This is a genomic window from Streptomyces sp. NPDC050625 (genome assembly GCF_040654755.1).
In the GTDB taxonomy this organism is placed as follows: domain Bacteria; phylum Actinomycetota; class Actinomycetes; order Streptomycetales; family Streptomycetaceae; genus Streptomyces.
On record NZ_JBFAIQ010000006.1, the window covers coordinates 216281 to 241695 of the forward strand.

The window sequence follows — 25415 nt, forward strand, 5'->3', positions numbered from 1 at the left end:
GTTACGCGGGTACCGGCTCGGCCGCCTCCGGCTCGATCACGACCGTGCGCGCTCGGCGGACGCGGTAGGCGGCCCCCAGCACGACCGTCGCGCCGAGGAACAGCACCGTGAACCAGCGGAAGTACCAGTGTCCGCCCGTCGGGTCGTACACCGCTGCCCGCGGCCACGCGAGATTGACGGTCATGGCCAGGCCGTAGAGGACGGCGAGCGTGTTGACCGGGACGCCCCAGCGACCGAGGGAGAACAAGGGGGCGCCCGTCTCGTCGGTGCCGGCGACGGTGAACCGACCGCGCAGCCGGCGGACCAGCAGGGGGCCGGTGACCATCGCGTAGGCGAGGTACAGCATCACGATGCAGGTGGTGCCGATGGCCAGGAAGGCGTCCGGCGAGGCGAAGTCGAGCAGCAGCAGTGCCGCCGCCAGGACGCCGACGACCACGGCCGGGGCGCTGGGCATGCCGGTGCGCGGGTCGACCCTGGACAGACGGCGGGCGAAGGGCAGTTGGCCGTCGCGGGCCATGGAGAACAGCATCCGGCAGGCCGCCGTCTGGATCGCCAGTGTCGCCACGGCGATCGCCACCACCACGTCGGCGAGCAGCACCCGGCCCACTCCGTCCCCGAGGCTGCTCGTCAGGACGTAACTGAGCCCGTCGACCGCCAGCTGCCCGTCGCCGAGGCTGGGCGCGGCGAGCAGCCCGCCGAGCACCACGAGTCCGCCGAGCAGACCCGCCGCGCCCAGCGCGGTGAGGATGGTGCGGGGCGCGGTGCGGCGCGGAAGGCGGGTCTCCTCGCTCATCTCACCGGCGCTGTCGAAGCCGATCATCACGTACGCCGCGGTGAACGAGCCCACCAGCAGGGCGCCGAACAGGCCGCCTCCGGCGGCGGTCCCGGTGTGGAAGGTGATGCCGGGGGAGCGCTTCGAGTGGGTGAGCAGGAGTACGACGATGAGGACCGCGCCGATGATCTCGGCGGTGACACCGACCCGGTTGATCACGGACATCACGCGGTTGTCCACGAGGTTCACCAGCGTCGTCAGGGCCAGCAGGATCACTCCGAGGACGGCGGCGTTGGCCGCCCCGTCGGGCGATGTGGGCGCCGGGTCGTCGCCGACCAGCTGGAAGCCGGACCAGAGCGCGGGAAGCACCATCTGCAGCGCCAGCGCGGCCGCGGCCACCACCACGATCTGCCCGATCACCATGATCCAGCCGGCGAACCAGCCGAAGGAGGCGTTCGACAGACGCGAGGACCACTGGTAGATCGCGCCCGAGATCGGATAGCGCGCCGCCAGTTCCGCGAAGCAGGCCGCGACCGTCAACTGGCCGATCAGCACGGCGGGCCAGGCCCAGAAGAAGACGGGTCCGCCGAAGGAGTACCCGAAGGCGAAGAACTGGAAGACGGTCGTCAGTACGGAGATGAAGGAGAACCCGGCGGCGAACGAGGCGTACCGGCCCAGGCTGCGGTGCAGTTCCTGGCGGTAGCCGAACTCCTCCAGGGAGCGGTCGTCGGTGGTCGTCACGGCGGCACCTGCCTTCGGCACGGTATTCCTGTCGGGCGACAGAAATTAGGGACCGCCTGTTTCGCGGGCATCACACCGGCGTGTCCGGTGCGGACCCAAGTGCTCACGTCCTTGCGTGCCTGCCTCCTGACGCGAAAACGCGGAAGCGGCGGCACCCGGTCAGGTGCCGCCGCTCCCGTCGTCTCACGCGGCGGCTGCCGAGCCGCCCTCCTGCTCCGCCTCGATGCGCGCGTTCCATTCCCGCTTGGAGGCCTGCCAGCCGTCCTCGTTGTGGCCCAGGCGCCAGTAGCCGGAGATCGACAGGTCCTCGCGCGGGATCTCGCGCTCGACCCGCAGCAGCCGGCGCAGCTCCTTCACGAAGCTCGCCTCACCGTGCACGAACGCATGCACCCGGCCCTCGGGGAACTCCAGCGCCCGCACGGCCTCCACGAGAGCGTCACCGATCGGCCGGGCCCCGCGGTGCAGCCAGACGATCTCCGCGTCGGAGTCGATCTTCTGCTCCTCCTCGGGGCCGGAGACCTCCACGAAGGCAACCGCCTTGGCGCCCTTGGGCAGCGTCTCCAGGGAGCGGGCGATCGCGGGCAGCGCGCTCTCGTCGCCGACGAGCAGATGCCAGTCGGCGTCCGTGTCGGGTGCGTAGGCGCCGCCGGGGCCCATGAACCGTACGACGTCGCCCGGTTGTGCCCGCAGCGCCCACGGGCCGGCCAGGCCCTCGTCGCCGTGGACCACGAAGTCAAGGGTGAACTCATGGGTCTCGGGGTCCCAGTCGCGCACGGTGTATGTCCGGGTCACCGGCCACTGCTCGCGCGGGAACTCCTCCTGGATGCGCTGCAGGTCGAAGGGTTCCGGGTAGGTCACGCCCGCGGGGCCGAACAGGAGCTTCACATAATGGTCGGTGCAGGTGTCCGCGACGAAGTCCGCGAGGCCGTCGCCGCCGAGCACCACACGCTGCATGTGCGGGGTCAGCCGCTGCGTGCGGACGACCTGGGCGGAATGAGCCCTGCGCGGCCTGCGTCCCGGGCGCTCTGCCATGTCGGCCTCCCTGCTCCATTGGTTAGGTTTACCTAAGTTAGCATCCCCTTCCGGGTGACACCTCCATCATGCGGACCGGGTGACCGTGTTTTGCCGGAAAAATACTCGGGCCGCTCAGGCCCCCAGCGTCGTCAGCAGCCGGTGCAGGGAACCTCCCAGGCCCCAGCGCACCGCCAGCTCGTCCAGCCCCGCAGGGTCGCGCGGTGTGCGCGGCAGCGCCGTGTCGACCTGCGGCAGCGGCACGTCCGCGGCCACCCGGACGACCTTCGGGGCGACGGCGACGTACGGCCGGGCCTCGTCGAGGCGCTTGCGCTGCGACGGCGTGAGCTTCGCCTTCGGGTCGTCGACCGCGGCCATGATCCCGTCCAGATTGCCGAACTCGGCCAGCAGCTTGGCGGCGGTCTTCTCGCCGATGCCGGGCACGCCGGGCAGTCCGTCGCTCGGGTCGCCGCGCAGCAGCGCCAGGTCCGCGTACCCGCTGCCGTCCACCCCGTACTTCTCGCGCAGCAGCGCCTCGTCGGTCATCTGCAGGGTGCCCACGCCCTTGAGGGGGTACAGCACCCGCACCCCGCGCGCGTCGTCGACCAGTTGGTACAGGTCGCGGTCACCGGTGACGATGTCCACCGGGCCGTCGGCGCGCGCGGTGAACGTGCCGATCACGTCGTCGGCCTCGTACTCCGCCACTCCCACCCGCGCGATGCCCAGCGCGTCGAGCACGTCCTCGATGACCGGCACCTGCGGGGAGAGCGTGTCCGGCACCTCCTCCTCGTCCGGTCCCACCTGGTGCTCCTCGGCCACCCGGTGCGCCTTGTAGGAGGGGATGAGGTCGACCCGCCACCGCGGCCGCCAGTCGGCGTCCATGCAGGCCACCAGGTGGTCGGGCCGGTGGTCCTTGACCAGCCGGTCGATGAAGTCCAGCAGCCCGCGCACGGCGTTCACCGGCGTGCCGTCAGGCGCCTTCACCGAGTCGGGGACGCCGAAGTAGGCGCGGAAGTACAGCGAGGCGGTGTCGAGGAGCATCAGTCGTCCGGTCACGCCTCGCATCATGCCGTACGGCACTGACGGTCACCCGCCGCGACGAAACGGCAGGGACCGCAGCCACCGCCACCGCGGGCGTTCCGTGACGAGGGCGACGGCGGTGAGGACGGACACCAGGGCGGCCGCCCAGGCGGGCCACAGGTACCACGCCGAGGTCACGGCCGCGCCGAACTGGAGCAGCACGAGCAGGATGGTGACCTCGCCCGGAACGGGGACGATCACGTTCGACTTGTCGCCCGGCGTCGCGAAGACGGTCGGCAGACCGATCAGCAGCACCAGCGAGAGCACCGCCAACGCCCAGGAGTGCGCGGCCAGGACCCAGGGCGTGGCCACCCAGGCCACGAGCTCCGTCGCGAAGCGCAGTGCGGATGCGAGACGGTCGTCCGGGCGTTGCACAGTTGTCCCCCCAACAGCGATGCCGACCACCGGCGGTGATCCTAGGCTCCTTCACCGCCCACGAGAAGGATCCGGCCAACCACATAGCGCTACGTCAGCGCCCACGTTTCGCGTCGCCGTGACCGGGAGCGGCCGACCGCGCACGGTATCGAGGGGGTGACGCACGATCATGACCCCAGGACGGGGCGGGCGCACGGGCTCGTCCACTGGCGCGAACCGTAAGGGTCACACCCACGCGATGTGACATGGATGTGACGGCCGCATGAAACGGTTTGCCGAACATGCGTAGGGTGCAGAGAACTCATCAGACGTGTTGTGCCCGACGCCGGGCACCGTACAGCTCAGCGACGAGCGAAGGAGGGAGCCGGAGCGATGGGCGACCACAAAGAACAACAGCCCGTTCGGGTGGGCGCGGCCGTCCGGCGACGACGCCGTGCGCTGGAGCTCACCCTCGCCGTCGTATCCGAGCGCAGCGGACTGTCGGTGCCCTTCCTGAGCCAGATCGAGAACGACCGGGCACGCCCCAGCACAGGCTCCCTGGAGAAGGTCGCCGACGCCCTGCGCACGACGGCCGTCGAACTGCTCGCCGCCGCCGACCCCGCCTGCAGTGTCGACGTCGTGCGCTCCGACAGCCCCGAGCAGGACTTCACGCCCCGGGTGCGCTCCCTGGTCCGCGGCCACCATCAGCTGCACGCCTCGGAGTTCACCGGCGACCATGACGCCGGACGCGAATTCCAGCACCGCAACGACGAGTTGATGTACGTCGCCGACGGCGCCGTGGAGATCGAGGCGGAGGGCCGCGCCTACCGGCTCGGCCGCGGCGACACCCTCTACCTCACCGGCGGGGTCCGGCACCGCTGGCGGGCCACGGTGCCCGACACCCGTGTGATCGTCGTGGCGGTGGCCGAGCACATCGAGGCGGTCCAGGACCGGTCCCGCTAGTGCGAGTCGTCTCCCTGGTCCCCTCGCTCACCGAGGCGGTGGCCGTGTCCGCGCCCGGTGTCCTGGTCGGCGCGACGGACTGGTGCACCCATCCGGCGGGCCTGGACGTCACCCGCGTGGGCGGCACCAAGAACCCCCGGCTCGACCGGATCGTGGACCTGGCCCCCGACCTGGTGGTCGCCAACGAGGAGGAGAACCGCGCCCCCGACCTCGACGCCCTGCGCGCGGCCGGCCTTCAGGTGCTGGTCACCGAGGTCCGGGACGTACCGCAGGCCTTCCGGGAGCTGACCCGGGTCCTGGCCGCGTGCGGCGCGCCGGAACGCCCCGGCTGGCTGGTGGAGGCGGAGCGCGCCTGGTCGTCGCTCGCGGCACCCGCTGCCCGGGCCACGGCGGTCGTACCGATCTGGCGGCGACCGTGGATGGTCCTGGGCCGGGACACCTTCGCGGGCGACGTACTCGCCCGCCTGGGGGTCGACCACCTCTACGCGGGGCACGCGGACCGCTACCCCCGCATTCCGCTCGACGAGCTGCGGGCGGCGGCTCCCGACCTGGTCGTCCTCCCGGACGAGCCGTACCGCTTCACATCCGAGGACGGTCCGGAGGCCTTCCCCGGCCTGCCCTGCGCGCTCGTCAGCGGACGGCACCTGACGTGGTACGGGCCGTCACTGGCCGAGGCGCCGCGGGTGCTGGCCGGGGCCCTGCGAGCAGCTCACCGCTGACCAGCCCGCGCGCCGTGCCGCGGGCCGCCGCCGCCCAGGCCGCGACGAGCACGGCGTACAGCCCCACCGCCAGCCAGCCGTACACGGCCAGCCCCGTGTGCCGGGCGAGCGCCGCGGCCCCGGTGACACAGGTGCCCACCGGGAAGGTGAACGCCCACCACGTCATCGCGAACCCCATCCCGTCCCGCCGGGCCCGCACCACATGGGCGGCGGCCAGCCCGAACCACAGCAGCGCGAAGCCCATGACCGGCACCCCGTAGAGGACGGCGAGCAGGCTGAAGCCCTGGTCGTACGGGGCGGGTACGACCCCGGGCGCGACGTCCGCGAACGCCCCGACGGCGGTGGTGGACTGCCCGAGCGGCCCGAGGACCAGGAACAGCGTCGGTGTGAGCGCGAGCGGCAGCGGGCCCCCAGTGATCAGCCGGGCGAAGACGACGGGCAGCATCAGGAGCGTGGCGAGCAGGCTGAGCCCGAACATCGCGAAGCAGGCGAGCAGCAGGGTCTCCCTGGGCTGGCCGGCCGGGAGATGGGGCACCAGGGCAGGACCGAGCGCGGCGGACACCATGGGGGCGACCAACGGCAGCAGCCACACGGGTGTGGCCTGCCCCGGCTCGATCCGGTGCCGTACGGCCATGAGGTACGGCACGGCGACGGCGGTCGCGAGCCCGACGACCGTACCGGCGACGAACAGCACGCCGTCGAGGGCGACCGCCGCCCGGATGCCGATCCAGTCCCGTCCGACGGCCATCGCGCCGCCGCCGACGGCCAGCAGGGCCATGGACAGACAGCCGTAGAACGGGGCCGTCGCCGGGTCGAGGAGGTGGGCCCGGGCCTGGTCGCGGTGGTGGGTCCAGTGCAGGGCGCGGGCGCCGAGGAGGACCAGGAGCAGCACGCCCGAGGCCGCCCATACGACGGTGCACGCGAGGCGCAGGGCGCCGCTGTGCAGGGGGAGTGCGGCGCCGGCGGTGCCCACGACCGCCGTTCCCATGACGGATGCGTACCAGTTGGGGCCGAGATTGCGGACGGCTGTGGTGACCATGGCTCCACCCTCGTGCGGGCGTACGGCAGCGACCAGGGAGTTCGTCTCTATGAGGGCATAAGCTGGTCTTATGAGTGAGGTGGAGGAGCGGCGCGGACCGGGAACCCTGGCGCACCGGGTGCCGGACCTCGGGGCGCTGGAACTGCTGCTGGCGGTGGCCCGGCTGGGCAGTCTCGGGGCGGCCGCGCGGGAGGTCGGCATCACCCAGCCCGCGGCCAGCAGCCGGATCCGCTCGATGGAACGCCAGCTGGGGGTGGCCCTGGTGGACCGCTCGCCGCGCGGCTCCCGGCTCACGGACGCCGGTGCGCTGGTGACGGACTGGGCGAGACGGGTCGTGGAGGCGGCGGAGGCCTTCGACGTGGGGGCGCAGGCGCTGCGCGACCGCCGCGACTCGCGTCTGCGGGTCGCGGCCAGCATGACGATCGCCGAGTATCTGCTCCCGGGCTGGCTGCTGGCGCTGCGTGCCGATCGCCCCGACACGGCGGTGTCGCTGCTGGCCGGCAACTCGACGGCGGTGGCGGAGCGCCTGCTGGCGGACGAGGCCGACGTGGGCTTCGTGGAGGGACTGACGGTGCCTCCGGGGCTGGACTCCGCCGTGATCGCCCATGACCGCCTGATCGTCGTCACGGCCCCCGGCCACCCCTGGGCCCGCCGCAGAACGCCCCTCCCGGCCACCGAACTGGCGGCCACCCCGCTGATCCTGCGCGAGCGCGGCTCCGGCACCCGCCAGGTTCTCGACGCGGCCCTCGGGGGCCTGGCCCGGCCCCTCATCGAGCTCTCCTCCACCACGGCGGTGAAGGCCTCCGCGGTCAGCGGGGCGGGCCCGGCGGTCCTCAGCGAACTCGCGGTTCGCGAGGAACTCGCCATGCGCCGCCTGGTGAGCATCCCCGTCGACGGGATCCTGCTGGCCAGAGACCTACGCGCGGTCTGGCCGACGGGCCACCGCCCAACGGGCCCGGCACGGGAACTGTTGTCACTGACGCGAGGCTGAACACGGTGAAGCTTCCGCGGTCGGCGGGGGGCGGGCGCCCGGCGGTCGTCAGGCACGGGAGCTGCTGTCGCTGACGCGGAGGTGAATGCTTCGGCGCGGACGCCGCCGCTGAGGCACGGCTGCCGCTCACGAAGCGGCCCGCACCTTGGCCGCCACCTCGCCGATCCTGCCGGGAGCACGGCTCCGGCACCCGCCGGGTGCTTGATGCGGCGCTTGGCGGCCTTGCCCGCCCGCTCATCGAGCTCTCCTGCACCAGGGTGGTGAAAGCTTCCGCGGTCGGCGGGGGCGGGCCCGGCGGTCCTCAGGCACGCGAGCTGCTGTCGCTCACGCGGAGGTGAATGCTTCGGCGCGGACGCCGCCGCTGAGGCGCGGCTGCCGCTCACGAAGCGGCCCGCGCCTTGGCGGCCACCTCGCCGACTGCGGGAGCACGGCTCCGGCACCCGCCAGGTGCTTGATGCCCTGCCCCTCGCGCGGGGGTGAACGCTCAGGCGCCGCTGCCGCTCATGAAGCGGCCCGTACCAGTTCTCGCATCACCCGTAGGTCCTCGCCCATCTCCGGATGCCACTGCACGCCCAGCAGCCACCGGTCGCCCAGTGCCGGTTCGATCGCCTCCACCGTGCCGTCGGCCGCGTGCGCCGATGCGACGAGTCCCTCGCCCAGGCGGTCCACCGCCTGGTGGTGGAACGTGGGTACGGACGTCTCCTCCGGGACCGCCTGGGCGTACCGCGTTCCCGGCACCGGCTTGACCGGGTGCGCGCTGAACACCCCGGGCGCCTCCGCGTGGCCGTCGATGTGCTGGGTGAGCGTGCCGCCGAGGGCGACGTTCAGCAGCTGCATACCCCGGCAGATGCCGAGGAGCGGTACGCCCGCGTCCAGCGCCGCGTCGATCAGGGCCAGTTCCCAGGCGTCGCGCTCCCGGGCCGGCGGCCCCGTACGGGGGTCGCGCTCCGCGCCGTAGCGCACCGGCTCGACGTCCGGACCGCCGGCGATCACCAGGCCGTCCAGCCGTGCCACGGCCGCCGCCGCATGCTCCGGCCCGTCCGGCGGCAGCATCGCGGCCAGCCCACCGGCCCGCTGCACCAGGCGCGGATAGCCGGCCGGCAGCAGCGCGGCCTCCATCGCCCACGCGCTCCACCGCACCCCGGACTCCAGATAGGTACTGATGCCGATCAGCGGCCTGCCCGTCATACGTCCTCACGCTCCCCGCAATGGATTGAGTTCATACCTTTGCCGAGGTACCGATGAACGGCAAGCCCTCGCGCCGGGCGAGGAGTCCGCGCCCTCAGGCCAGGAACCCCCGCAGCAGCGCGGCCGTGCCCGCGCAGTGCTCCCGCATCATCTCCCGCGCCCCGTCCGCGTCGCCGTCCAGCACGGCCTCCACCAGCGCGATGTGCTGCCGCTGCGAATGCTCCAGATTGCGGACCAGCAGCGGGATGCAGTCGAGCAGGTCGTTCACCGTCGCCCGCACCGCCGCGTACTGCGAGGTCAGCGTCGGCGAGCCGCACAGCTCCGCCAGGGTGAGGTGGAGCAGCGTGTCCAGGCGCCGGTAGTCGGCCAGCGGAGCGTCATGCGTGCGGGCCAGTGCCTCGCGCAGCCGCCCCGCCTGCTCGTCGGTCAGTCCGTGCGCCGCGCACAGCCCGGCCGCGCCCACCTCCAGGACCTCCCGGAAGCGCAGCATGTCCTCGATGTCGACCTCGGCGATCCGCCGCCGCAGCTCGTCCTCGCCGCCGGCATCGGCCCGCGGCAGCACGAACGTTCCGCCGTACCGCCCGCGCCGCGACTCCACCAGCCCCTGGTCCTGCAGCACCTTCAGCACCTCGCGCAGCGTCACCCGGCTGATCCCGAGCCGCTCGGCCAGCTCCCGCTCGGCGGGCAGCCGCTCGCCTCCCGGCACCAGACCGAGCCGCACGACCTGCAGGATCTGCTCCAGAGCCTCCTCGAAGCCGTTCCCCGCACGCACCGGCCGCAGCACCGGCGTGAGGCGGTCGCCCAGCCTCCCGGGCTCAGTGTCCTGCGACATCCGGCCGTACCCCCTTCCCAAGCAATGGTTCTCCGCAATACCTTATGGCTCCCGGCCCGGCCGAAAAAGCGCAGAAGCCGAAGGAGCTCTCCCGTGGCAGACCGCACACCCCCGCTCAGCGTCGAGGAGCTGCACACCCTCGTCGCCGGCGGTGAGATCGACACTGTCGTCCTGGCCTTCCCCGACATGCAAGGGCGACTCCAGGGCAAGCGGTTCGCCGCACGATTCTTCCTCGACGAAGTTCTCCACCACGGCACCGAGGGCTGCAACTACCTCCTCGCCGTCGACACCGAGATGAACACGGTCGACGGCTACGCGATGTCCTCCTGGGACCGCGGCTACGGCGACTTCGCCATGCACCCCGACCTCTCCACCCTGCGCCGCGTGCCCTGGAACGCCGGCACGGCCATGGTCATCGCCGACCTGGCCTGGGAGGACGGCTCCCCGGTGGCCGCCGCGCCCCGCCAGATCCTGCGCCGCCAGCTGGACCGACTCGCCGAGCTCGGCTACACCGCCCAGGTCGGCACCGAGCTGGAGTTCATCGTCTTCAAGGACAGCTACGAGCAGGCCTGGGACGCGAACTACCGGGACCTGACCCCGGCCAACCAGTACAACATCGACTACTCCGTGCTCGGCACCGGCCGCATCGAGCCCCTGCTGCGCCGCATCCGCAACGAGATGGCCGGCGCCGGCCTCACCGTCGAGTCCGCCAAGGGCGAGTGCAACCCCGGCCAGCACGAGATCGCCTTCCGCTACGACGAGGCGCTGGTCACCTGCGACCAGCACGCCATCTACAAGACCGGAGCCAAGGAGATCGCCGCCCAGGAGGGCGTGTCCATCACCTTCATGGCCAAGTACAACGAGCGCGAGGGCAACTCCTGCCACATCCACCTCTCGCTCGCGGACGCCGACGGCACCAACGTCATGCCCGGACCCGACGGGATGAGCGAGGTCATGCGGCACTTCCTCGCCGGCCAGCTCGCCGCCCTCCGTGACTTCTCCCTCCTCTACGCCCCCAACATCAACTCCTACAAGCGGTTCCAGCCCGGCTCCTTCGCCCCGACCGCCGTCGCCTGGGGCCACGACAACCGCACCTGCGCCCTGCGGATCGTCGGCCACGGCCGCTCCCTGCGCTTCGAGAACCGGCTGCCCGGCGGCGACGTCAACCCGCACCTCGCCGTCGCCGGCCTGGTCGCGGCGGGGCTGTACGGCATCGAGCAGAAGCTGGAACTGCCCGAGCCCTGCCCCGGCAACGCCTACACCGCCGACTTCGAGCACGTGCCCACCACCCTGCGCGAGGCCGCCGAGCTGTGGGAGAACAGCCCGATCGCCAAGGCCGCCTTCGGCGACGAGGTCGTCGCGCACTACCGCAACATGGCACGCGTCGAGCTGGAGGCCTTCGACGCCGCGGTGACCGACTGGGAGCTGCGCCGCTCCTTCGAACGCATGTGAGAGGTCCTTCCGTGTCGAACGAGTCCGAGCTCCAGGTACTCAACCCGGCGACCGAGGAGGTCGTCGCCACCGTCCCCGCCGCCGACGCGGCCGAGGCGGACCGCGCCGTCGCCCGCGCGACCGCCGCCCAGCTCGGGTGGGCGGCCGCGGCTCCCGCCGACCGCGCCCGCCTGCTGCGCCGCTTCGCCGACGTCGTCGACGCCCACGTCGAGGAACTGGCGCAACTGGAGGTCCGCGAGGCCGGCCACCTCCTCGGCAACGCCCGCTGGGAGGCCGGCAACGCCCGCGACCTGCTGCTGTACGCGGCCGGCGGCGCCGAACGCCTCCTCGGCAAGCAGATCCCCGTGCCCGGCGGCTGGGACGTCACCTTCCAGGAACCCCTCGGCGTCGTGGGTGTGATCGCGCCCTGGAACTTCCCGATGCCCATCGCCGCCTGGGGCTCCTTCCCGGCGCTCGCCGCGGGCAACGCCGTCGTCCTCAAGCCGGCCGAGACCACCCCGCTCACCGCGCTGCGCCTCGCCGAACTAGCGCTGGAGGCGGGCCTGCCGGAGGGGCTGTTCCAAGTCCTCCCCGGATACGGCCATATCGCCGGCCGCGCCCTGGTCGACCACCCGGACGTGGCGAAGATCGTCTTCACCGGCTCCAGCCGCACCGGCCGCGAGGTCATGGAGCGCTGCGCCCGGCAGGTCAAGCCCGTCACCCTCGAACTCGGCGGCAAGAGCCCGAACATCGTCTTCGCCGACGCCGACCTGAAGTCCGCGGTCGACCCGTTCTCCTTCCTGGACAACTCCGGCCAGGACTGCTGCGCCCGCACCCGCATCCTCGTCCAGGAGCCCGTGTACGACGAGGTCCACGCGTTCCTCGCCGACGCCCTGTCGGCCGTGGTGGTCGGCGACCCCGCCGACGAGAAGACCCAGATGGGCCCGCTGATCTCCCGTCAGCAGCTGGACCGCGTACGGTCCTTCGTGCCGGACGACGCCCGTGCGCTGCGCGGCAGCGCGCCCGACGGGCCCGGCTTCTGGTTCGCGCCGACCGTGCTCACGGGGGAGCGGCCGGACTCCGAGGCGGCCCGCGAGGAGATCTTCGGCCCGGTCGCCGTCCTGCTGCCCTTCACGGACGAGGCGGACGCCGTACGCCTCGCCAACGACACCCCGTACGGCCTCGCCGGCTCCCTGTGGACCCGCGACCTGGGCCGCGCCCTGCGCGTCTCGCGGGCCGTCCGCGCGGGCAACCTGTCCGTCAACTCCCACTCCAGCGTCCGCTACTCGACCCCGTTCGGCGGGTTCAAGCAGTCCGGCCTCGGTCGCGAACTGGGCCCGGACGCCCTGACCGCCTTCACCGAAACCAAGAACGTCTTCATCAGCACGGAGGCCTGAGCCGCTCATGACCGACGAAACCATCTGCCGCCGCCTGGTCGGCCGTACCGCCGTCATCACCGGAGCCGGCAGCGGCATCGGCCTGGCCGCCGCCCGCCGGCTCGCCTCCGAGGGCGCCCACGTCGTCTGCGGCGACGTCGACGAAGCCCGCGGCAAGGCCGCCGCCGACGAGGTCGGCGGGATCTTCGTGAAGGTCGACGTGACCGACCCCGAGCAGGTCGAGGCCCTCTTCAAGGCGGCCTTCGACACCTACGGCAGCGTCGACATCGCCTTCAACAACGCCGGCATCTCGCCGCCCGACGACGACTCCATCCTGGAGACCGGCCTGGAGGCCTGGAAGCGCGTCCAGGAGGTCAACCTCACCTCCGTCTACCTGTGCTGCAAGGCCGCCATCCCCTACATGCGCCGCCAGGGCAAGGGGTCCATCATCAACACGGCGTCCTTCGTGGCCCGGATGGGCGCGGCGACCTCCCAGATCTCGTACACCGCGTCCAAGGGCGGCGTGCTCGCCATGTCCCGGGAACTCGGCGTGCAGTTCGCCCGCGAGGGCATCCGCGTGAACGCCCTGTGCCCGGGCCCGGTCAACACCCCGCTCCTTCAGGAGCTGTTCGCCAAGGACCCGGAGCGGGCCGCCCGCCGGCTGGTGCACATCCCGGTCGGCCGGTTCGCCGAGGCCGAAGAGATCGCCGCCGCCGTCGCCTTCCTGGCCAGCGACGACGCCGCCTTCGTCAACGCCACCGACTTCCTGGTGGACGGCGGAATCTCGGGCGCGTACGTCACACCGCTCTAGGGGGCATACCGGTACGGTTCGGGTCGTATGCGACACCTTCTCGCGTGGACCCTGGTCGCGGCCGCCACCACCCTGACGGCCGCGACCCCACAACCGCCCGCACACCCCGACTGCCCACGGTTGACCGGCACTTGGCACGGCGACGACCGCGCCCGCCTCCAGCAGGTGATCGACACCTACGGCACCTGCTCCGGCCACCGGGGCGCGGTGGCCGCGTTCGACTGGGACAACACGGTCACCAAGAACGACGTCACCGACGCGACCCTCACCTGGGCCCTGCGCCACGGGAAGCTGCTCCGCCCGGACCACTGGACGGACACCAGCAAGTGGCTGACCCCGGCCGCCGACCAGGCCCTGACCCGGGCCTGCGGCACCGGCGGCGGCCCCGTCCTGTCCGGCCCGCGCTGCGCGGACGAGATCCTGGAGATCCGCGAGAACGCCACCACCATGACCGGCGCCCCGGCCTTCGCGGGCACCTGGAACCACCGGCGCACCGTGCCGCAGTACGCCTGGGTGCCCCAGCTCTTCGCCGGCCGCACCCCCGCCGAACTCACCGCCTACGCCACGGCCGCCCGCCGCGAGGCCCTGGCCGCCCCCGTCGGCGCGACCCGCACCCTCGGCACGCACACCCTCCCCGCGTACGTCCGCTACTACGACCAGCAGCGCGACCTGATCCACACCCTCCAACGGGCGGGATTCGACGTCTACATCGTCTCCGCGGGCGCCGAGCCCGTCACCGAGGTCTGGTCGGCGGGCGTCGGCATCGACGCGGCCCACACGATCGCGATCCGCCCGGTCCTGGACCGCCGCGGCCGCATCACCCCCCGGAACGAGGGCTGCGGCGGCACTCCGGCCAGCCGGGGCGAGGTCATCCCCTACATCGACGGCAAGCGCTGCTGGATCAACCAGGAGGTGTACGGCGTCCGGGGCGCCGCGGCCTGGCTGCGGCAGCCCCCGAAGCGGCGGCCCGCCCTCGCGGCAGGCGACGCCGACACCGACGTCACCTTCGTCGGCGACGCCACCGGCGTCCATCTGGCCGTCAACCGCAACAAGCCGGAGCTGATGTGCCGGGCCTACGACGACGCCGACGGACGCTGGCTGGTCACGCCCATGTTCATCGACCCGCTGCCCCGCAGGCCCGAGCCGTACCCGTGCTCGACCACCGCCTACACGGCTCCCGACGGCACCCACGGGCCGCTCCGGCGGGAGGACGGCACGGCGGTCCCGGACGAGCCGGACACCGTGTACTGATCAGAGGAAGGTGTGGCCCTCGCCCCGGTACGTCGGCACGGTGGCGGTCACCGTGTCCCCCTCGATCAGGTGCAGCGCGGCGAAGCGCTCGCACAGCTCACCGGCCTTGGCGTGCCGGAACCACACCTTGTCGCCGATGAGCAGGTCGTCGGCGGGCGAGCCGAGCAGCGGGGTCTGCACCTCGCCGGGACCCTCCTGGGAGTCGTACTGCAGCCCCTGAGGCAGATACGGCACCGGCAGCCGGTCCGGCCCGGCCACACCGGAGGCCGGGTAGCCGCCGCCGAGCACGGTCACCACGCCCACCCCCGGCCGGCGCACGACGGGCAGGGCGAAGAGGGCGGCGGGACGCCCCTTGAAGGACGTGTAGTTGTCGAAGAGGCGCGGCACGTACAGTCCGGAACCCGCCCCGATCTCGGTGACACAGTCCTCGGCCGCAGTGTGCTGCACACTGCCCGTGCCGCCACCGTTGACGAACTCCAGGTCCGGGACCACGGCCCGGACCGCCCGCACCACCGCCGCGCGCCGCTCGGCCAGCTCACGGCGGGCGGTCGCCTGCATCAGCCGTATCGCCCGGGAGCGCAGCGGCCGCCCGGCGACGGCGTCACCGACACCGGCGATGTGCCCCTCGTACGCCATGATCCCCACGAGCCGGAAACCGGGCCGCCGGGCCACCGCCCGTGCCAGCTCCGCGACCTGGGCGGGGGAGTGCAGCGGTGAACGCCGCGCCCCGACCCGCACCCGTCCGCCGAGCAGCTTCAGCGAGGTGTCCAACTCCAGGCAGACGCGCACGACTTCACGGCCGCCGGCGCGCGCGGCGTCGATCAGGTCGAGGTGGGCGACGGAGTCGACCATGACGGTGACGGCCGAGGCCGGCTTGGGGTCGCCGGTGAGCTCGGCGTAACCGGTGCGGTCGGCGGACGGATAAGCGAGCAGGACGTCGTCGAAACCGGAGCGGGCCAGCCACAGGGACTCGGCGAGCGTAAAGGACATCACGCCCCGGAAGCCGTCCCTCGCCAGGACGCGTTCGAGCAGGGCACGACAGCGTACGGACTTGCTGGCGACCCGGATCGGCTTCCCGCCGGCCCGGCGGGCGAGATCCTCCGCGTTGGCGTCGAAGGCGTCCAGGTCCACGATCGCGAGAGGGGCGTCGAGATGGGCGGTGGCCCGGTCGTAACGGGCCCGGTCGGCGGCGCGCGCAGTCATGCACGAAGCCTGCCAGACTGGATTACCGCAGGGTAGGGGGACGTTCCGGGCAGATACCCCCGGGGTCACGGACTGGTTCCCGTTCGCCCTGCGACACCCCGTAGAGTGACGCGCACGCACGACGGAACGACTCCGGCCGACGCCCTGCGCCGGGATGCCGGGCCGCCGCTGCGGGTATGCGTGCCTGGGGGGCGGACTGTCCCGCACCGGGCCCGGGCGACGAGGACGGCGGCCCGCGTACGAGGAAACGGCCCGGGCACGAGGAAACGGGGGGTGCATGAGCAGGGAAGCGCAGCACGCCCCGATCCCGCCCCGCCCCACGACACCTCCGCGCGGCCGCCCCCACGACTCCGCCTCCGGCGACGCCACGACGAACGGTGACCTCTCGGAGGACAAGCCACTGCAGGGCGGGCCGTCTTCCGGTTCCCCGGACGGGCAGCCCCGCTTCCCCAGTCTCCGCCCGTTCCGCCTGACGCCGAACACCCCGTCCGCGCCCCCGCCACCGGCCTCCGCACGCTTCCCCGACGCGCCGCCGACCGCCGGTCGCGAGCCGCGCCGGACGAGCGCCGACCAGACCGGACCGGGGGCCACGGCGCCGCCCCGCCGGCCCGGCACCCCGCCGCCCGCTCGGCTGGACCGTCCCGCCCGCCTGCGACCGGTGCCCCCGGCCCGCCCGCCCGAGCCGCCCACCGGCGCCTCGGCGACCCCGTCGCGCGCCACCCGGCCGGACTCCGCGACGCCCGCACCGGACGCCCGCCCGGGTTCCGCCGGCATACCGCCGCAGCCCGATCGGGAACCGGACTCCACGAGTGCCGAGTCCGTCGGGCGCACCGATTCCTCTCCTGCCTCGGATTCCTCGGCTCCGTCACGCCCGCCGAAGGGCGACCCGCGCCACCTTGCCGGCCCGTCCGCTCCATCGTCCGCGCCGCCTTCGGCAGGCGGCGGGGCGTCCGTCAGCGGCACTTCCCCGGCGCCGGTCTTCCCGCCCCGCTCGGCCGATGGCGTGCCGCCGCGTCCCGTCGGTGTCCCCGTCTCCGGTGAGGCGTGGGGTCCGGTCCGGGGCGGCGACGGCCCGGCCCCCGAAGCACCGGGCTCGTCCGCGATGCCCGTGTCCCCGGACCCGGCCCTCTCCTGGAGCGCGGCCCGGCATGTCGTGTCGTTCGGGGAGGCCGAGGGGTACGACGAGCGCGGGCGGCCGCGCCCGCTGGGGGCGTGGGCGGCGCCGCGGACCGCCGCTGCCGCCGCCTGTGTCGTGATCGGGCTCGGGCTCATCGGCGGTGCGGTGACCGGGAGTTGGCTCACCGGCGACTCCGGGAGTCCGGGGGCCGCCAACAGTTTCGCCGCGGCCGGAGCGATGTGGCACAACGTGCCGGTCGACGAGTTGTTCCCGCCCACCGTGGAGGGCAGCGGCGCGGGACCCGGCGGCGCCGACCGCACCTGGACCCGTGTCGCCGTCGCCCCGGACAGCGGCTGCGCGAACGCCCTCGACCCGCTGCTGCGCAAGGCCCTCGCCCCCGTCGGCTGCCGGCGACTGCTCAGGGCCACCTACACCGACGCCACCCAGAGTTATGTCACCACCGTCGGCCTGCTGTTCACCAAGGGCGACTCCGCGGCCATGACCTCCCTCGCCGGCCGCTTCAAGAAGGAGGGCCTGGACCGCCGTACCGACCTGATGCCCCGCCCGTACGCCGCCAAGAACACCGTCGCCGCCGGCTTCGGCGTCAAGCAGCGCGCCTCCTGGACGATCTCCGTCCTCACCGACGCCCCGGTCGTCGTCTACGCGGTCTCCGGCTGGGCCGACGGACGTACGGTCGACTCTCCCCAGCCCGCCGCCGACGCCATGGAGTCCGGCGCCACCAGTGCCCCCGCCCAGGCGGGCCTCGGCCAGGAGGCGCAGGGTCTCGCCGACCGCATCCAGCGGCGCCTGCGGCAGACCGTCAGCTCGGCCACGGAGACGCCCTCATGAACGGCCGCCGCCGCGTGGGCCGCCTGACCGGCCCGGCCCTGAGCCTCCTCCTCGCCGGTTCGCTGGCCCTCGTGCCGTCCACCACCGCCTACGCCGACGGCATCCGCGCCCAGCAGTGGGCCCTGTCCGCCATGCACACCCAGCAGGCCTGGCAGACCACCAAGGGCAAGGGCATAACCGTCGCGGTCCTGGACACCGGCGTCGAGGCCGACCACCCGGACCTGACGGGCAACGTCCTGCCGGGCAAGGACCTGATCAGGTTCGGGGCGAAGCGCGGGGACCGTACCTGGGCCCGGCACGGTACGGCCATGGCCGGCATCATCGCGGGTCATGGCCACGGACCAGGTGACGCCGACGGCGTCATGGGCATCGCCCCGGAGGCCAAGATCCTGCCCGTCCGGGTGATCCTCGAAGACGGCGACAGCGCCCGCGGCAAGGCCCGCAGCACCCGCGGCAACGCCCTCGCCGAGGGCATCCGCTGGGCCGCCGACCACGGTGCCGACGTCATCAACCTGTCCCTCGGTGACGACTCCGCCTCCGCGCACCCGGAGCCGAGCGAGGACGAGGCGGTGCAGTACGCGCTCAAGAAGGGCGCCGTCGTCGTCGCCTCCGCGGGCAACGGCGGCGAGAAGGGCGACCACATCTCCTACCCGGCCGCCTACCCCGGTGTCATAGCCGCCGCCGCGGTCGACCGCTACGGCACCCGCGCCTCCTTCTCCACCCGCCGCTGGTACGCCACGGTCAGCGCGCCGGGCGTCGACGTCGTCATCGCCGACCCGGACCACAAGTACTACGAGGGATGGGGGACGAGCGCCGCCTCCGCCTTCGTCTCGGGCGCGGTGGCCCTGGTCAAGGCGGCCCACCCGGGGCTGACCCCGGCCCAGATCAAGAAGCTCCTGGAGGACACCGCCCGGGACGCGCCCAGCGGGGGCCGCGACGACTCCCGCGGGTTCGGCTTCATCGACCCGGCCGCCGCCATCGAGGCCGCCGCCCGCCTCAAACCACAGGGCCTGCACTCGGCGGCCTACGGCCAGAAGTACTTCGGCCCGGGACCCGACAGCGCCGAGGCCACCGACGGCGCCTCCGGCTGGGCCGGCCCCCTCGCGGGCAGCGCCGGTGGAGTGCTCCTCGTCGCGGCCGTCGTCCTGTGGAGGAGCCGCCGCGCGTCGCGCCGGTACGGCGGCTACTGAGGCTCCTGGCCGAGGCCGTCAGTTCGTCTCCGTCTGCGTCTCCGTGGCCGAGGCCGAAGCGGCCACGGCCACGGACGCCGTGTCACCATCGGTGAATGCCGACACGGCCGCCCTCGCCGCCGCCTCGACCAGGGAGATGCCCTTCGCCTGCGAGGCGCTGCCGTTCGACAGGACGGCCACCAGGTACGCCGTGCCGTCGACCGTCACACGCCCGATGCTGTTGACGTCCCACAGGCCCGTCGTACTGCGCGCCAGCCAGCCGTTCTTCAGCGCCCATCCGGAGCCGTCCGCCACGGCGGAGACACCCCAGTGCTGGTCGGCCTCGATGTTCTTCATCAGCCGCTGGAGATACGCCCGCGAGGCCTCGCTCAGCATCGAGTCGTCCCCGAACACCTGCTGGAGCAGGACGAGTTGGTCGGCGGCCGTGGTCTGGGTCAGCCCCCACAGCGCGCCCTCGCCGCCCTCCGTCTCCGTGAGACCGAAGCGCTTGTTCGCCGCGTCGAGGCCGTCCGCCCGGCCGATGGTGTTCCACAGCGCAGTCGCGGAGGCGTTGTCGCTGTTCTCGATCATCTTCGTGGCGTACGTCTTCTCGGCCGCCGTGAGATGCCGGCCGGCGTCCTGCGCCTGGAGCAACAGGGCGGCCAGGATGTCGACCTTGACGATGCTCGCGGTGTCGAAGGCCGCGTCGCCGTAGCCGGCGCTCTCGCCGGAGTCCAGGCTCAGCACCGCGGCCGACACCTTGGCCGAGGCCGGCACCGTCACCGACTTCATGGCCTTGGTCAGCAACGCGACACGGTCGACGGTCGGTTCCGCCGCGGGTTCCACCGATTCCTCCCCGCTCGCCGAGGCCGATGACGAAGACGATGACGAAGACGCGGGCGACGGCGACTTCGCCGAGGATACGGGGCCCGAGTGAGCCCGCGCCGTCACATACGCCGTACCGCCCGCCGTGCCCCCGGCTATCGCGGCCACGGCGAGCGCGGTGTGGACGAACATACGGCCCCGGGACGGACGAGCGCGGCGACGGCGGGCTCGGGAAGACTCCATGCCGGCGATGCTCGGGGCGTGGACTGTGCGGGCCGTGAGACCGGTGTTAGAAGCTCGTCAGGGAAATCTGAGATTCCGGTGAATCCGGTGACCGTGAGGTTTCGGGGGCCGCACAAGCCCAGCAGCTTCCCCCCGATAGGGTCGGGGACCGTGGCGAACAAGAACATTCCCGACCCCGGCTACTCCGACGACGACGGCTCGGCCGATCCCCGGCTGAGCGCCGCGCTGTCCGCCTGGGCCGAGGACCGCACCGCCGTGGGGCCCGTTCTGGAGGCGCTCAAGGGTGCCCGGCTGCTCGTCCCGGTCGTCGCCGTGCTCGGTGAGGTCGAGGAGGACGGGAACGGGCTGCGCCGCGAGAAGACCAGCGACATGGCCGTACCCACCCTCAAGGCCGGCGACCGCACCGCGCTGCCCGCCTTCACCTCCACGGACGCGCTGGCCCTGTGGGACCCCGGCGCCCGCCCGGTCGCCGTACCGCTGCACCAGGCGCTGCGGGCCGCCGCGCACGAGAAGGCGGACACGGTCGTCCTCGACATGTCGGGTCCGGTGCCGTTCGAGCTGACCGGGCCCGCGCTGTTCGCGCTCGCCGAGGGCCGTACGACGACCGACCCGCTCGCCGACCCGGCCGTCGTCGATGCCGTCCGCGCCGCCGTGGCCGCCGAGCCCGCCGTGCTGAGCGCCCACCTCGGTCCCGGGGAGGCCGACGGCACCCTCGCCCTGGTGCTGGACCCCGCTGCCGTGCCCGCCGAGGCCGCGCGTGCCGTCGCCCAGCGGCTCGCGGCCGACGAAACACTCAGGGCCCGCCTGGTGCGGGGCCTCGACCTGGCACTGCTGCCGGCCGGGACCACGCCTCCGGGCGAGCCCCTGTACGTACGCGGATGACCGTGAGCGGACGGCCGTACGCGGATGAACGGATGAGGACGGACCGGGTTGGGGCCGATCAGCCGTAGACGGCCCCGGTGTACTTCTCGCCGGGGCCCTGGCCCGGCTCGTCCGGGACGACCGACGCCTCGCGGAACGCCAGCTGCAGCGACTTCAGGCCGTCGCGCAGCGGCGCGGCGTGGAAGGAGCTGATCTCGGTCGCGCTCGCGTCCAGCAGACCGGCGAGGGCGGTCACCAGCTTGCGGGCCTCGTCCAGGTCCTTGTGCTTCTCGCCCTCCTCGGTCAGACCGAGCTTCACGGCCGCGGCGCTCATCAGGTTGACGGCGACCGTCACGATCACCTCGACCGCGGGGACCTCGGCGATGTCGCGGGTCATGGAGTCGAAGTCGGGGGTCTCACTCATGCCCCACACGATAGGTGCACCACGGGTGCCCTCCCCACTTGGCCCTGATTAGCCCTTGCCGCCCGATGCTGCTAACCTTGTGTGACGACCGGCCGGACTGGTATGCCACACGGCGATCAGGCCCGGCCCACAAGTGGAGGCTCCGATCTCCCACCCGACCGTCCTCAGGGGCGGCGGGTCACCCCGGTCAGGCGGCCACCACCGTTCCGTACGGACGGTGGAGTCGCCCGAAACGCGCCCCGCGGTCATCGCGGCGGTGCTCCGGCAGTGTATTTGGAGCCCCGCCTGTGATCGTCCGGGGCATTTTTTGTGCTTCGGCGCGGTTAGGTCTTACGAACAGAGACATACGCGGCTGTCCGCCAGACCGCCGTGTGGTGCTACCGAGGAGGATCCATCAGCGCCGAGCCCCGCATCAACGACCGGATTCGCGTTCCCGAGGTGCGACTTGTCGGTCCCAGTGGCGAGCAGGTGGGCATCGTCCCGCTGGCCAAGGCACTGGAGCTTGCACAGGAGTACGACCTGGACCTGGTCGAGGTCGCGGCGAACGCCCGTCCGCCCGTGTGCAAGCTCATGGACTACGGGAAGTTCAAGTACGAGTCGGCCATGAAGGCCCGTGAGGCGCGCAAGAACCAGGCGCACACGGTCATCAAGGAGATGAAGCTCCGGCCGAAGATCGACCCGCACGACTATGACACCAAGAAGGGTCACGTCGTCCGGTTCCTCAAGCAGGGCGACAAGGTCAAGATCACGATCATGTTCCGTGGTCGCGAGCAGTCCCGGCCCGAGCTGGGCTACCGACTGCTGCAGCGTCTCGCGGAGGACGTCCAGGACCTCGGTTTCGTGGAGTCGAACCCGAAGCAGGACGGCCGAAACATGATCATGGTTCTCGGTCCGCACAAGAAGAAGACCGAGGCGATGGCCGAGGCCCGTCAGGCGCAGGAGGCTCGCAAGGCCGAAGCGAAGGCCAACCCCGGCCGCTCGCAGAACGCCGCGGACCTTGAGAACGCCGCGGACCTTGAGAACGCTGAGAATGCCGAGGCCCCTGCCGAGGCATCCGCCGAGGCGTGATCCCGGGGGACGCGAGTCCCCAGGACGTAACCGATACAAGAGCGACGCTCCACCGTGCCCGGTTTTCGCAACCGGGCATCGGAGCGCCACCGACGAGGAGAGAACGGCGCTATGCCGAAGAACAAGTCGCACAGCGGTGCCAGCAAGCGCTTCAAGGTCACCGGCTCCGGCAAGGTGCTCCGTGAGCGCGCCGGCAAGCGCCACCTGCTCGAGCACAAGTCGTCCCGCGTGACGCGTCGCCTCACCGGCAACGCCGAGATGGCCCCGGGCGACGCCGCGAAGATCAAGAAGCTTCTCGGCAAGTGACACGGCGGCGCCTGATCGTCCGATCGATCCGCGCCGTACGTCAGGACCGGGACCCAATCGTTTTCGGGCCGCGTGAGGACAACCGCGGCCCCGCTACAAGGAGTTAAAAAGTGGCACGCGTCAAGCGGGCAGTCAACGCCCACAAGAAGCGCCGGGCGATCCTCGAGCAGGCCTCCGGCTACCGCGGTCAGCGTTCGCGCCTGTACCGCAAGGCCAAGGAGCAGGTCACCCACTCGCTGGTCTACAACTACAACGACCGCAAGAAGCGCAAGGGCGACTTCCGTCAGCTGTGGATCCAGCGCATCAACGCCGCTGCCCGCGCCAACGGCATGACCTACAACCGCTTCATCCAGGGTCTGAAGGCCGCGAACGTCGAGGTCGACCGCAAGATCCTGGCCGAGCTGGCCGTCAACGACGCGAACGCGTTCGCCGCGCTCGTCGAGGTCGCCCAGAAGGCGCTGCCGTCGGACGTCAACGCCCCCAAGGCGGCGTGACGCTGCGCCGGCTTCAGCCGACGTGACTGTAGGACCCGCAGGCTCTTGGGCTTGCGGGTCCTGTTGTTGGGGGTCCGTCGTGCGTCGTTCGGCTGTGGGGCCGTTGTGGCTGGTCGCGCCCACGCGGCGGAGCCGCACATGGATTCAGCCCCGCGCCCCTTTCGGGGCGCTACAAGTCTCCGAAAGTCAAGAGGATGCCGCCCGTCTCTCCTGAGCTGATCTCTCCCCGTTCCTCGCGTGTCGCTGCTGCTCGGCGGCTGGCTCGGCGGAATTTCCGGAGCAAGGAGCGGCTGTTTCTCGCCGAGGGGCCGCAGGCCGTGCGGGAGGCGGCGGCGCACCGGGTCGACGGTGCCGCCACGCTCGTCGAGCTGTTCGCCACCGTCGAGGCCGCCGAGCGGTACGCCGACATCGTGGGCGAGGCCCGGACCGCCGGGGCCCGGATCCACCTCGCCTCGGAGGAAGTGATCGCCGACATCTCCACCACCGTCACCCCGCAGGGGCTGGTCGGAGTGTGCCGGTTCCTCGACACGCCCTTCGAGGAGATCCTCAAGGCCCGGCCCAGGCTGGTCGCCGTCCTCGCGCACGTGCGCGACCCGGGCAACGCCGGCACCGTGCTGCGCTGCGCCGACGCCGCCGGCGCCGAGGCCGTCGTCCTCACCGACGCCTCCGTAGACCTGTACAACCCCAAGGCCGTGCGCGCCTCCGTGGGCTCGCTGTTCCATCTGCCCGTCGCTGTCGGCGTCCCCGTCGAGCGGGCGGTCGAGGGCCTCAAGGACGCCGGCGTGCGCATCCTCGCCGCCGACGGGGCCGGTACGGACGACCTCGACGACGAGCTCGACAAGGGCACCATGGGCGGGCCCACCGCGTGGGTGTTCGGCAACGAGGCATGGGGGCTACCGGAGGAGACGCGCGCCCTCGCGGACGCCGTCGTGCGCGTCCCGATCCACGGAAAGGCCGAGAGTCTGAACCTGGCCACCGCCGCCGCCGTATGTCTCTACGCGTCGGCCCGTGCACAGCGCGCCTCCGGAGGGTGCCGCTCCGTCACCGAGAGCTAGTAGGGTGACCGCCTCGGGGGCCTTCCCCCGAGGCGTCGGCTGCGCGTGAGCGGGGGGACCCCCATGCCGACTGAGAGGTGGAGTGCGGGGATGAGCGTCGGCACGAGCAGTGCGCCGGGAGGGCGGGACGTGCACCGGGTACCCGCGCCCCGGCACGGTGATCTCGCCGGACTCGGCATCGACCCCGACGAGCTGCCCGACGGCCTCGTCGTCGCCGACGAGCACGGGTACGTCATCTGCTTCAACGCGGCCGCCGCCCGCATCACCGCCGTTTCCGCCGCCGACGCCCTCGGCCACCGCCTGGAGAAGGTGCTGCCGTTAGAGGACCTGGAGGGCCGGCGCTGGTGGCAGATCACCGATCCGTACGGCGGGCTCGCCATCCGGGCCGGGCAGCCCGAGCGCAACCTGCTGCTGCCCGGCGGGCGGGAAGTGCTCGTATCGGCCCGGTACGTCCGTACCGAACCCGCCGGGCCGGTCCGCCGGGTCGTCGTGTCCCTGCGCGACACCGAGGCCCGGCGCCGCACCGAGCGCAGCCACGCCGAGCTGATCGCGACCGTCGCCCATGAGCTGCGCTCCCCGCTCACCTCGGTCAAGGGCTTCACCGCCACACTGCTCGCCAAGTGGGAACGCTTCACCGACGACCAGAAGCGGCTGATGCTGGAGACCGTCGACGCGGACGCCGACCGGGTCACCCGGCTGATCGCCGAGCTCCTGGACATCTCCCGCATCGACTCCGGGCGGCTGGAGGTGCGCCGCCAGCCCGTGGACATGGGCGCGGCCGTCGGCCGGCACATCCAGGCGTACGTCGCGGCCGGACAGACCGCCGACCGGTTCCTGCTGCGCATCGAGCAGCCGCTGCCCGATCTGTGGGCCGACCCCGACAAGGTCGACCAGGTCCTCAGCAACCTGCTGGAAAATGCCGTGCGGCACGGCGAGGGAACGGTCACGATTGAGATCACGCCGTCGGCGTCCCCCCGGGAGGGAGAGGACGTCGGTACGTCGGTCACGGTGAGCGACGAGGGGCCCGGCATCCCGGAGGAGTCCATGAACCGCGTCTTCACCCGCTTCTGGCGGGGTAGCAAGCGCGGTGGCACGGGCCTCGGGCTGTACATCGTCAAGGGCATCGTCGAGGCCCACGGCGGCACCATCACGGTCGGCCGCGCCCCCGGCGGCGGCGCGGAGTTCCGATTTACGTTGCCCGTGGGCGCACCGGCGTATCTCGCCTGATGGCCCACGGGCGCA

At 72.4% G+C, this 25415-nt stretch carries 25 protein-coding genes; 15 read left to right on the forward strand and 10 right to left on the reverse strand.

All coding sequences use genetic code 11. The annotated features are described in order from the left end of the window. Position 1 precedes the first annotated feature (1 nt). The 4 genes from AB0I54_RS16660 to AB0I54_RS16675 form a co-directional block, all read right to left on the reverse strand. Positions 2-1513 (reverse strand): amino acid permease, encoded by a 1512-nt coding sequence (locus AB0I54_RS16660; RefSeq protein ID WP_363296710.1) that lies wholly within the window; start codon positions 1511-1513, stop codon positions 2-4. Between the two features lie 183 nt (positions 1514-1696). Further along, positions 1697-2545, reverse strand: coding sequence for a siderophore-interacting protein (locus tag AB0I54_RS16665; protein WP_363296711.1), 849 nt, complete (start codon positions 2543-2545; stop codon positions 1697-1699). Positions 2546-2659: 114 nt separating this feature from the next. Continuing rightward, positions 2660-3589, reverse strand: a complete 930-nt coding sequence (locus AB0I54_RS16670; RefSeq protein WP_363296947.1) for a 5'-3' exonuclease — start codon at positions 3587-3589, stop codon at positions 2660-2662. A gap of 21 nt (positions 3590-3610) precedes the next feature. Continuing rightward, entirely contained in the window at positions 3611-3979 is a 369-nt protein-coding gene (locus tag AB0I54_RS16675) for a hypothetical protein (protein ID WP_363296712.1), read from the reverse strand. A gap of 372 nt (positions 3980-4351) precedes the next feature. On the opposite strand from AB0I54_RS16675, the gene AB0I54_RS16680 reads away from it, so the two are divergent. After that, positions 4352-4921, forward strand: coding sequence for an XRE family transcriptional regulator (locus tag AB0I54_RS16680; RefSeq protein ID WP_363296713.1), 570 nt, complete (start codon positions 4352-4354; stop codon positions 4919-4921). Further along, positions 4921-5640: a helical backbone metal receptor gene (locus tag AB0I54_RS16685; protein WP_363296714.1), complete on the forward strand. Its 720-nt coding sequence runs from the start codon at positions 4921-4923 to the stop codon at positions 5638-5640. The genes AB0I54_RS16680 and AB0I54_RS16685 overlap by 1 nt, the downstream gene beginning before the upstream one ends. Here the strand turns inward: AB0I54_RS16685 and AB0I54_RS16690 are convergent. Beyond that, on the reverse strand, positions 5552-6679 hold the full coding sequence (locus AB0I54_RS16690) for a TDT family transporter (RefSeq protein WP_363296715.1): 1128 nt from the start codon (positions 6677-6679) through the stop codon (positions 5552-5554). The genes AB0I54_RS16685 and AB0I54_RS16690 overlap by 89 nt on opposite strands. Positions 6680-6749: 70 nt before the next feature. Here AB0I54_RS16690 and AB0I54_RS16695 point away from each other — a divergent pair, with 70 nt between their 5' ends. Next, positions 6750-7670, forward strand: coding sequence for a LysR family transcriptional regulator (locus tag AB0I54_RS16695; RefSeq protein ID WP_363296716.1), 921 nt, complete (start codon positions 6750-6752; stop codon positions 7668-7670). A gap of 501 nt (positions 7671-8171) precedes the next feature. Here AB0I54_RS16695 and AB0I54_RS16700 read toward each other — a convergent pair. Together AB0I54_RS16700 and AB0I54_RS16705 are read right to left on the reverse strand one after the other, a co-directional pair. After that, a complete protein-coding gene (locus AB0I54_RS16700) occupies positions 8172-8858 on the reverse strand; it encodes a gamma-glutamyl-gamma-aminobutyrate hydrolase family protein (protein ID WP_363296717.1) in 687 nt (228 codons plus the stop codon). 94 nt (positions 8859-8952) lie between these two features. Further along, positions 8953-9690, reverse strand: a complete 738-nt coding sequence (locus AB0I54_RS16705; protein WP_363296718.1) for an FCD domain-containing protein — start codon at positions 9688-9690, stop codon at positions 8953-8955. 93 nt (positions 9691-9783) lie between these two features. On the opposite strand from AB0I54_RS16705, the gene AB0I54_RS16710 reads away from it, so the two are divergent. From AB0I54_RS16710 to AB0I54_RS16725, 4 genes are read left to right on the forward strand one after another with little or no spacing between them, the layout of a single operon-like run. Then, a complete protein-coding gene (locus AB0I54_RS16710; protein ID WP_363296719.1) occupies positions 9784-11142 on the forward strand; it encodes a glutamine synthetase family protein in 1359 nt (452 codons plus the stop codon). Positions 11143-11153: 11 nt separating this feature from the next. Then, entirely contained in the window at positions 11154-12518 is a 1365-nt protein-coding gene (locus AB0I54_RS16715; RefSeq protein ID WP_363296720.1) for an aldehyde dehydrogenase family protein, read from the forward strand. Between the two features lie 7 nt (positions 12519-12525). Further along, entirely contained in the window at positions 12526-13308 is a 783-nt protein-coding gene (locus AB0I54_RS16720; protein WP_363296721.1) for a 3-oxoacyl-ACP reductase, read from the forward strand. Positions 13309-13335: 27 nt separating this feature from the next. Next, complete coding sequence (locus AB0I54_RS16725) at positions 13336-14559, forward strand: haloacid dehalogenase-like hydrolase (protein WP_363296722.1); 1224 nt, start codon at positions 13336-13338, stop codon at positions 14557-14559. Here the strand turns inward: AB0I54_RS16725 and AB0I54_RS16730 are convergent, their stop codons facing one another. Beyond that, complete coding sequence (locus AB0I54_RS16730) at positions 14560-15762, reverse strand: amino acid deaminase/aldolase (RefSeq protein WP_363296723.1); 1203 nt, start codon at positions 15760-15762, stop codon at positions 14560-14562. It lies immediately after the preceding gene. Positions 15763-16039: 277 nt separating this feature from the next. On the opposite strand from AB0I54_RS16730, the gene AB0I54_RS16735 reads away from it, so the two are divergent. After that, positions 16040-17728 carry a hypothetical protein gene (locus tag AB0I54_RS16735; protein ID WP_363296724.1) on the forward strand — a complete coding sequence of 563 codons (1689 nt, stop codon included), beginning with the start codon at positions 16040-16042 and terminating at the stop codon, positions 17726-17728. Then, the gene (gene mycP, locus AB0I54_RS16740) at positions 17725-18918 is read left to right on the forward strand and encodes a type VII secretion-associated serine protease mycosin (RefSeq protein WP_363296725.1); all 1194 of its coding nucleotides are present in this window, start codon (positions 17725-17727) and stop codon (positions 18916-18918) included. Before AB0I54_RS16735 ends, mycP begins: the two co-directional genes overlap by 4 nt. Positions 18919-18936: 18 nt before the next feature. On the opposite strand, the gene AB0I54_RS16745 is transcribed toward mycP, so the two are convergent. Then, positions 18937-19965 (reverse strand): serine hydrolase, encoded by a 1029-nt coding sequence (locus AB0I54_RS16745; RefSeq protein ID WP_363296726.1) that lies wholly within the window; start codon positions 19963-19965, stop codon positions 18937-18939. A gap of 150 nt (positions 19966-20115) precedes the next feature. Between AB0I54_RS16745 and AB0I54_RS16750 the strand changes: the two genes are divergently transcribed. Then, a complete protein-coding gene (locus AB0I54_RS16750) occupies positions 20116-20847 on the forward strand; it encodes an SseB family protein (RefSeq protein ID WP_363296727.1) in 732 nt (243 codons plus the stop codon). 58 nt (positions 20848-20905) lie between these two features. On the opposite strand, the gene AB0I54_RS16755 is transcribed toward AB0I54_RS16750, so the two are convergent. Then, positions 20906-21250, reverse strand: coding sequence for a DUF1844 domain-containing protein (locus tag AB0I54_RS16755; protein ID WP_363296728.1), 345 nt, complete (start codon positions 21248-21250; stop codon positions 20906-20908). A gap of 369 nt (positions 21251-21619) precedes the next feature. Here AB0I54_RS16755 and infC point away from each other — a divergent pair, with 369 nt between their 5' ends. The 5 genes from infC (at position 21620) to AB0I54_RS16780 (ending at position 25400) form a co-directional block, all read left to right on the forward strand. After that, entirely contained in the window at positions 21620-22318 is a 699-nt protein-coding gene (gene infC / locus AB0I54_RS16760; protein WP_363296729.1) for a translation initiation factor IF-3, read from the forward strand. A gap of 111 nt (positions 22319-22429) precedes the next feature. Continuing rightward, positions 22430-22624 carry a 50S ribosomal protein L35 gene (gene rpmI / locus AB0I54_RS16765; RefSeq protein WP_004933563.1) on the forward strand — a complete coding sequence of 65 codons (195 nt, stop codon included), beginning with the start codon at positions 22430-22432 and terminating at the stop codon, positions 22622-22624. Between the two features lie 110 nt (positions 22625-22734). Further along, positions 22735-23118 carry a 50S ribosomal protein L20 gene (gene rplT / locus AB0I54_RS16770; protein ID WP_030381833.1) on the forward strand — a complete coding sequence of 128 codons (384 nt, stop codon included), beginning with the start codon at positions 22735-22737 and terminating at the stop codon, positions 23116-23118. A gap of 194 nt (positions 23119-23312) precedes the next feature. Next, positions 23313-24173 carry an RNA methyltransferase gene (locus tag AB0I54_RS16775; RefSeq protein WP_363296730.1) on the forward strand — a complete coding sequence of 287 codons (861 nt, stop codon included), beginning with the start codon at positions 23313-23315 and terminating at the stop codon, positions 24171-24173. 90 nt (positions 24174-24263) lie between these two features. After that, the gene (locus AB0I54_RS16780) at positions 24264-25400 is read left to right on the forward strand and encodes an ATP-binding protein (RefSeq protein WP_363296731.1); all 1137 of its coding nucleotides are present in this window, start codon (positions 24264-24266) and stop codon (positions 25398-25400) included. Positions 25401-25415: the final 15 nt, after the last annotated feature.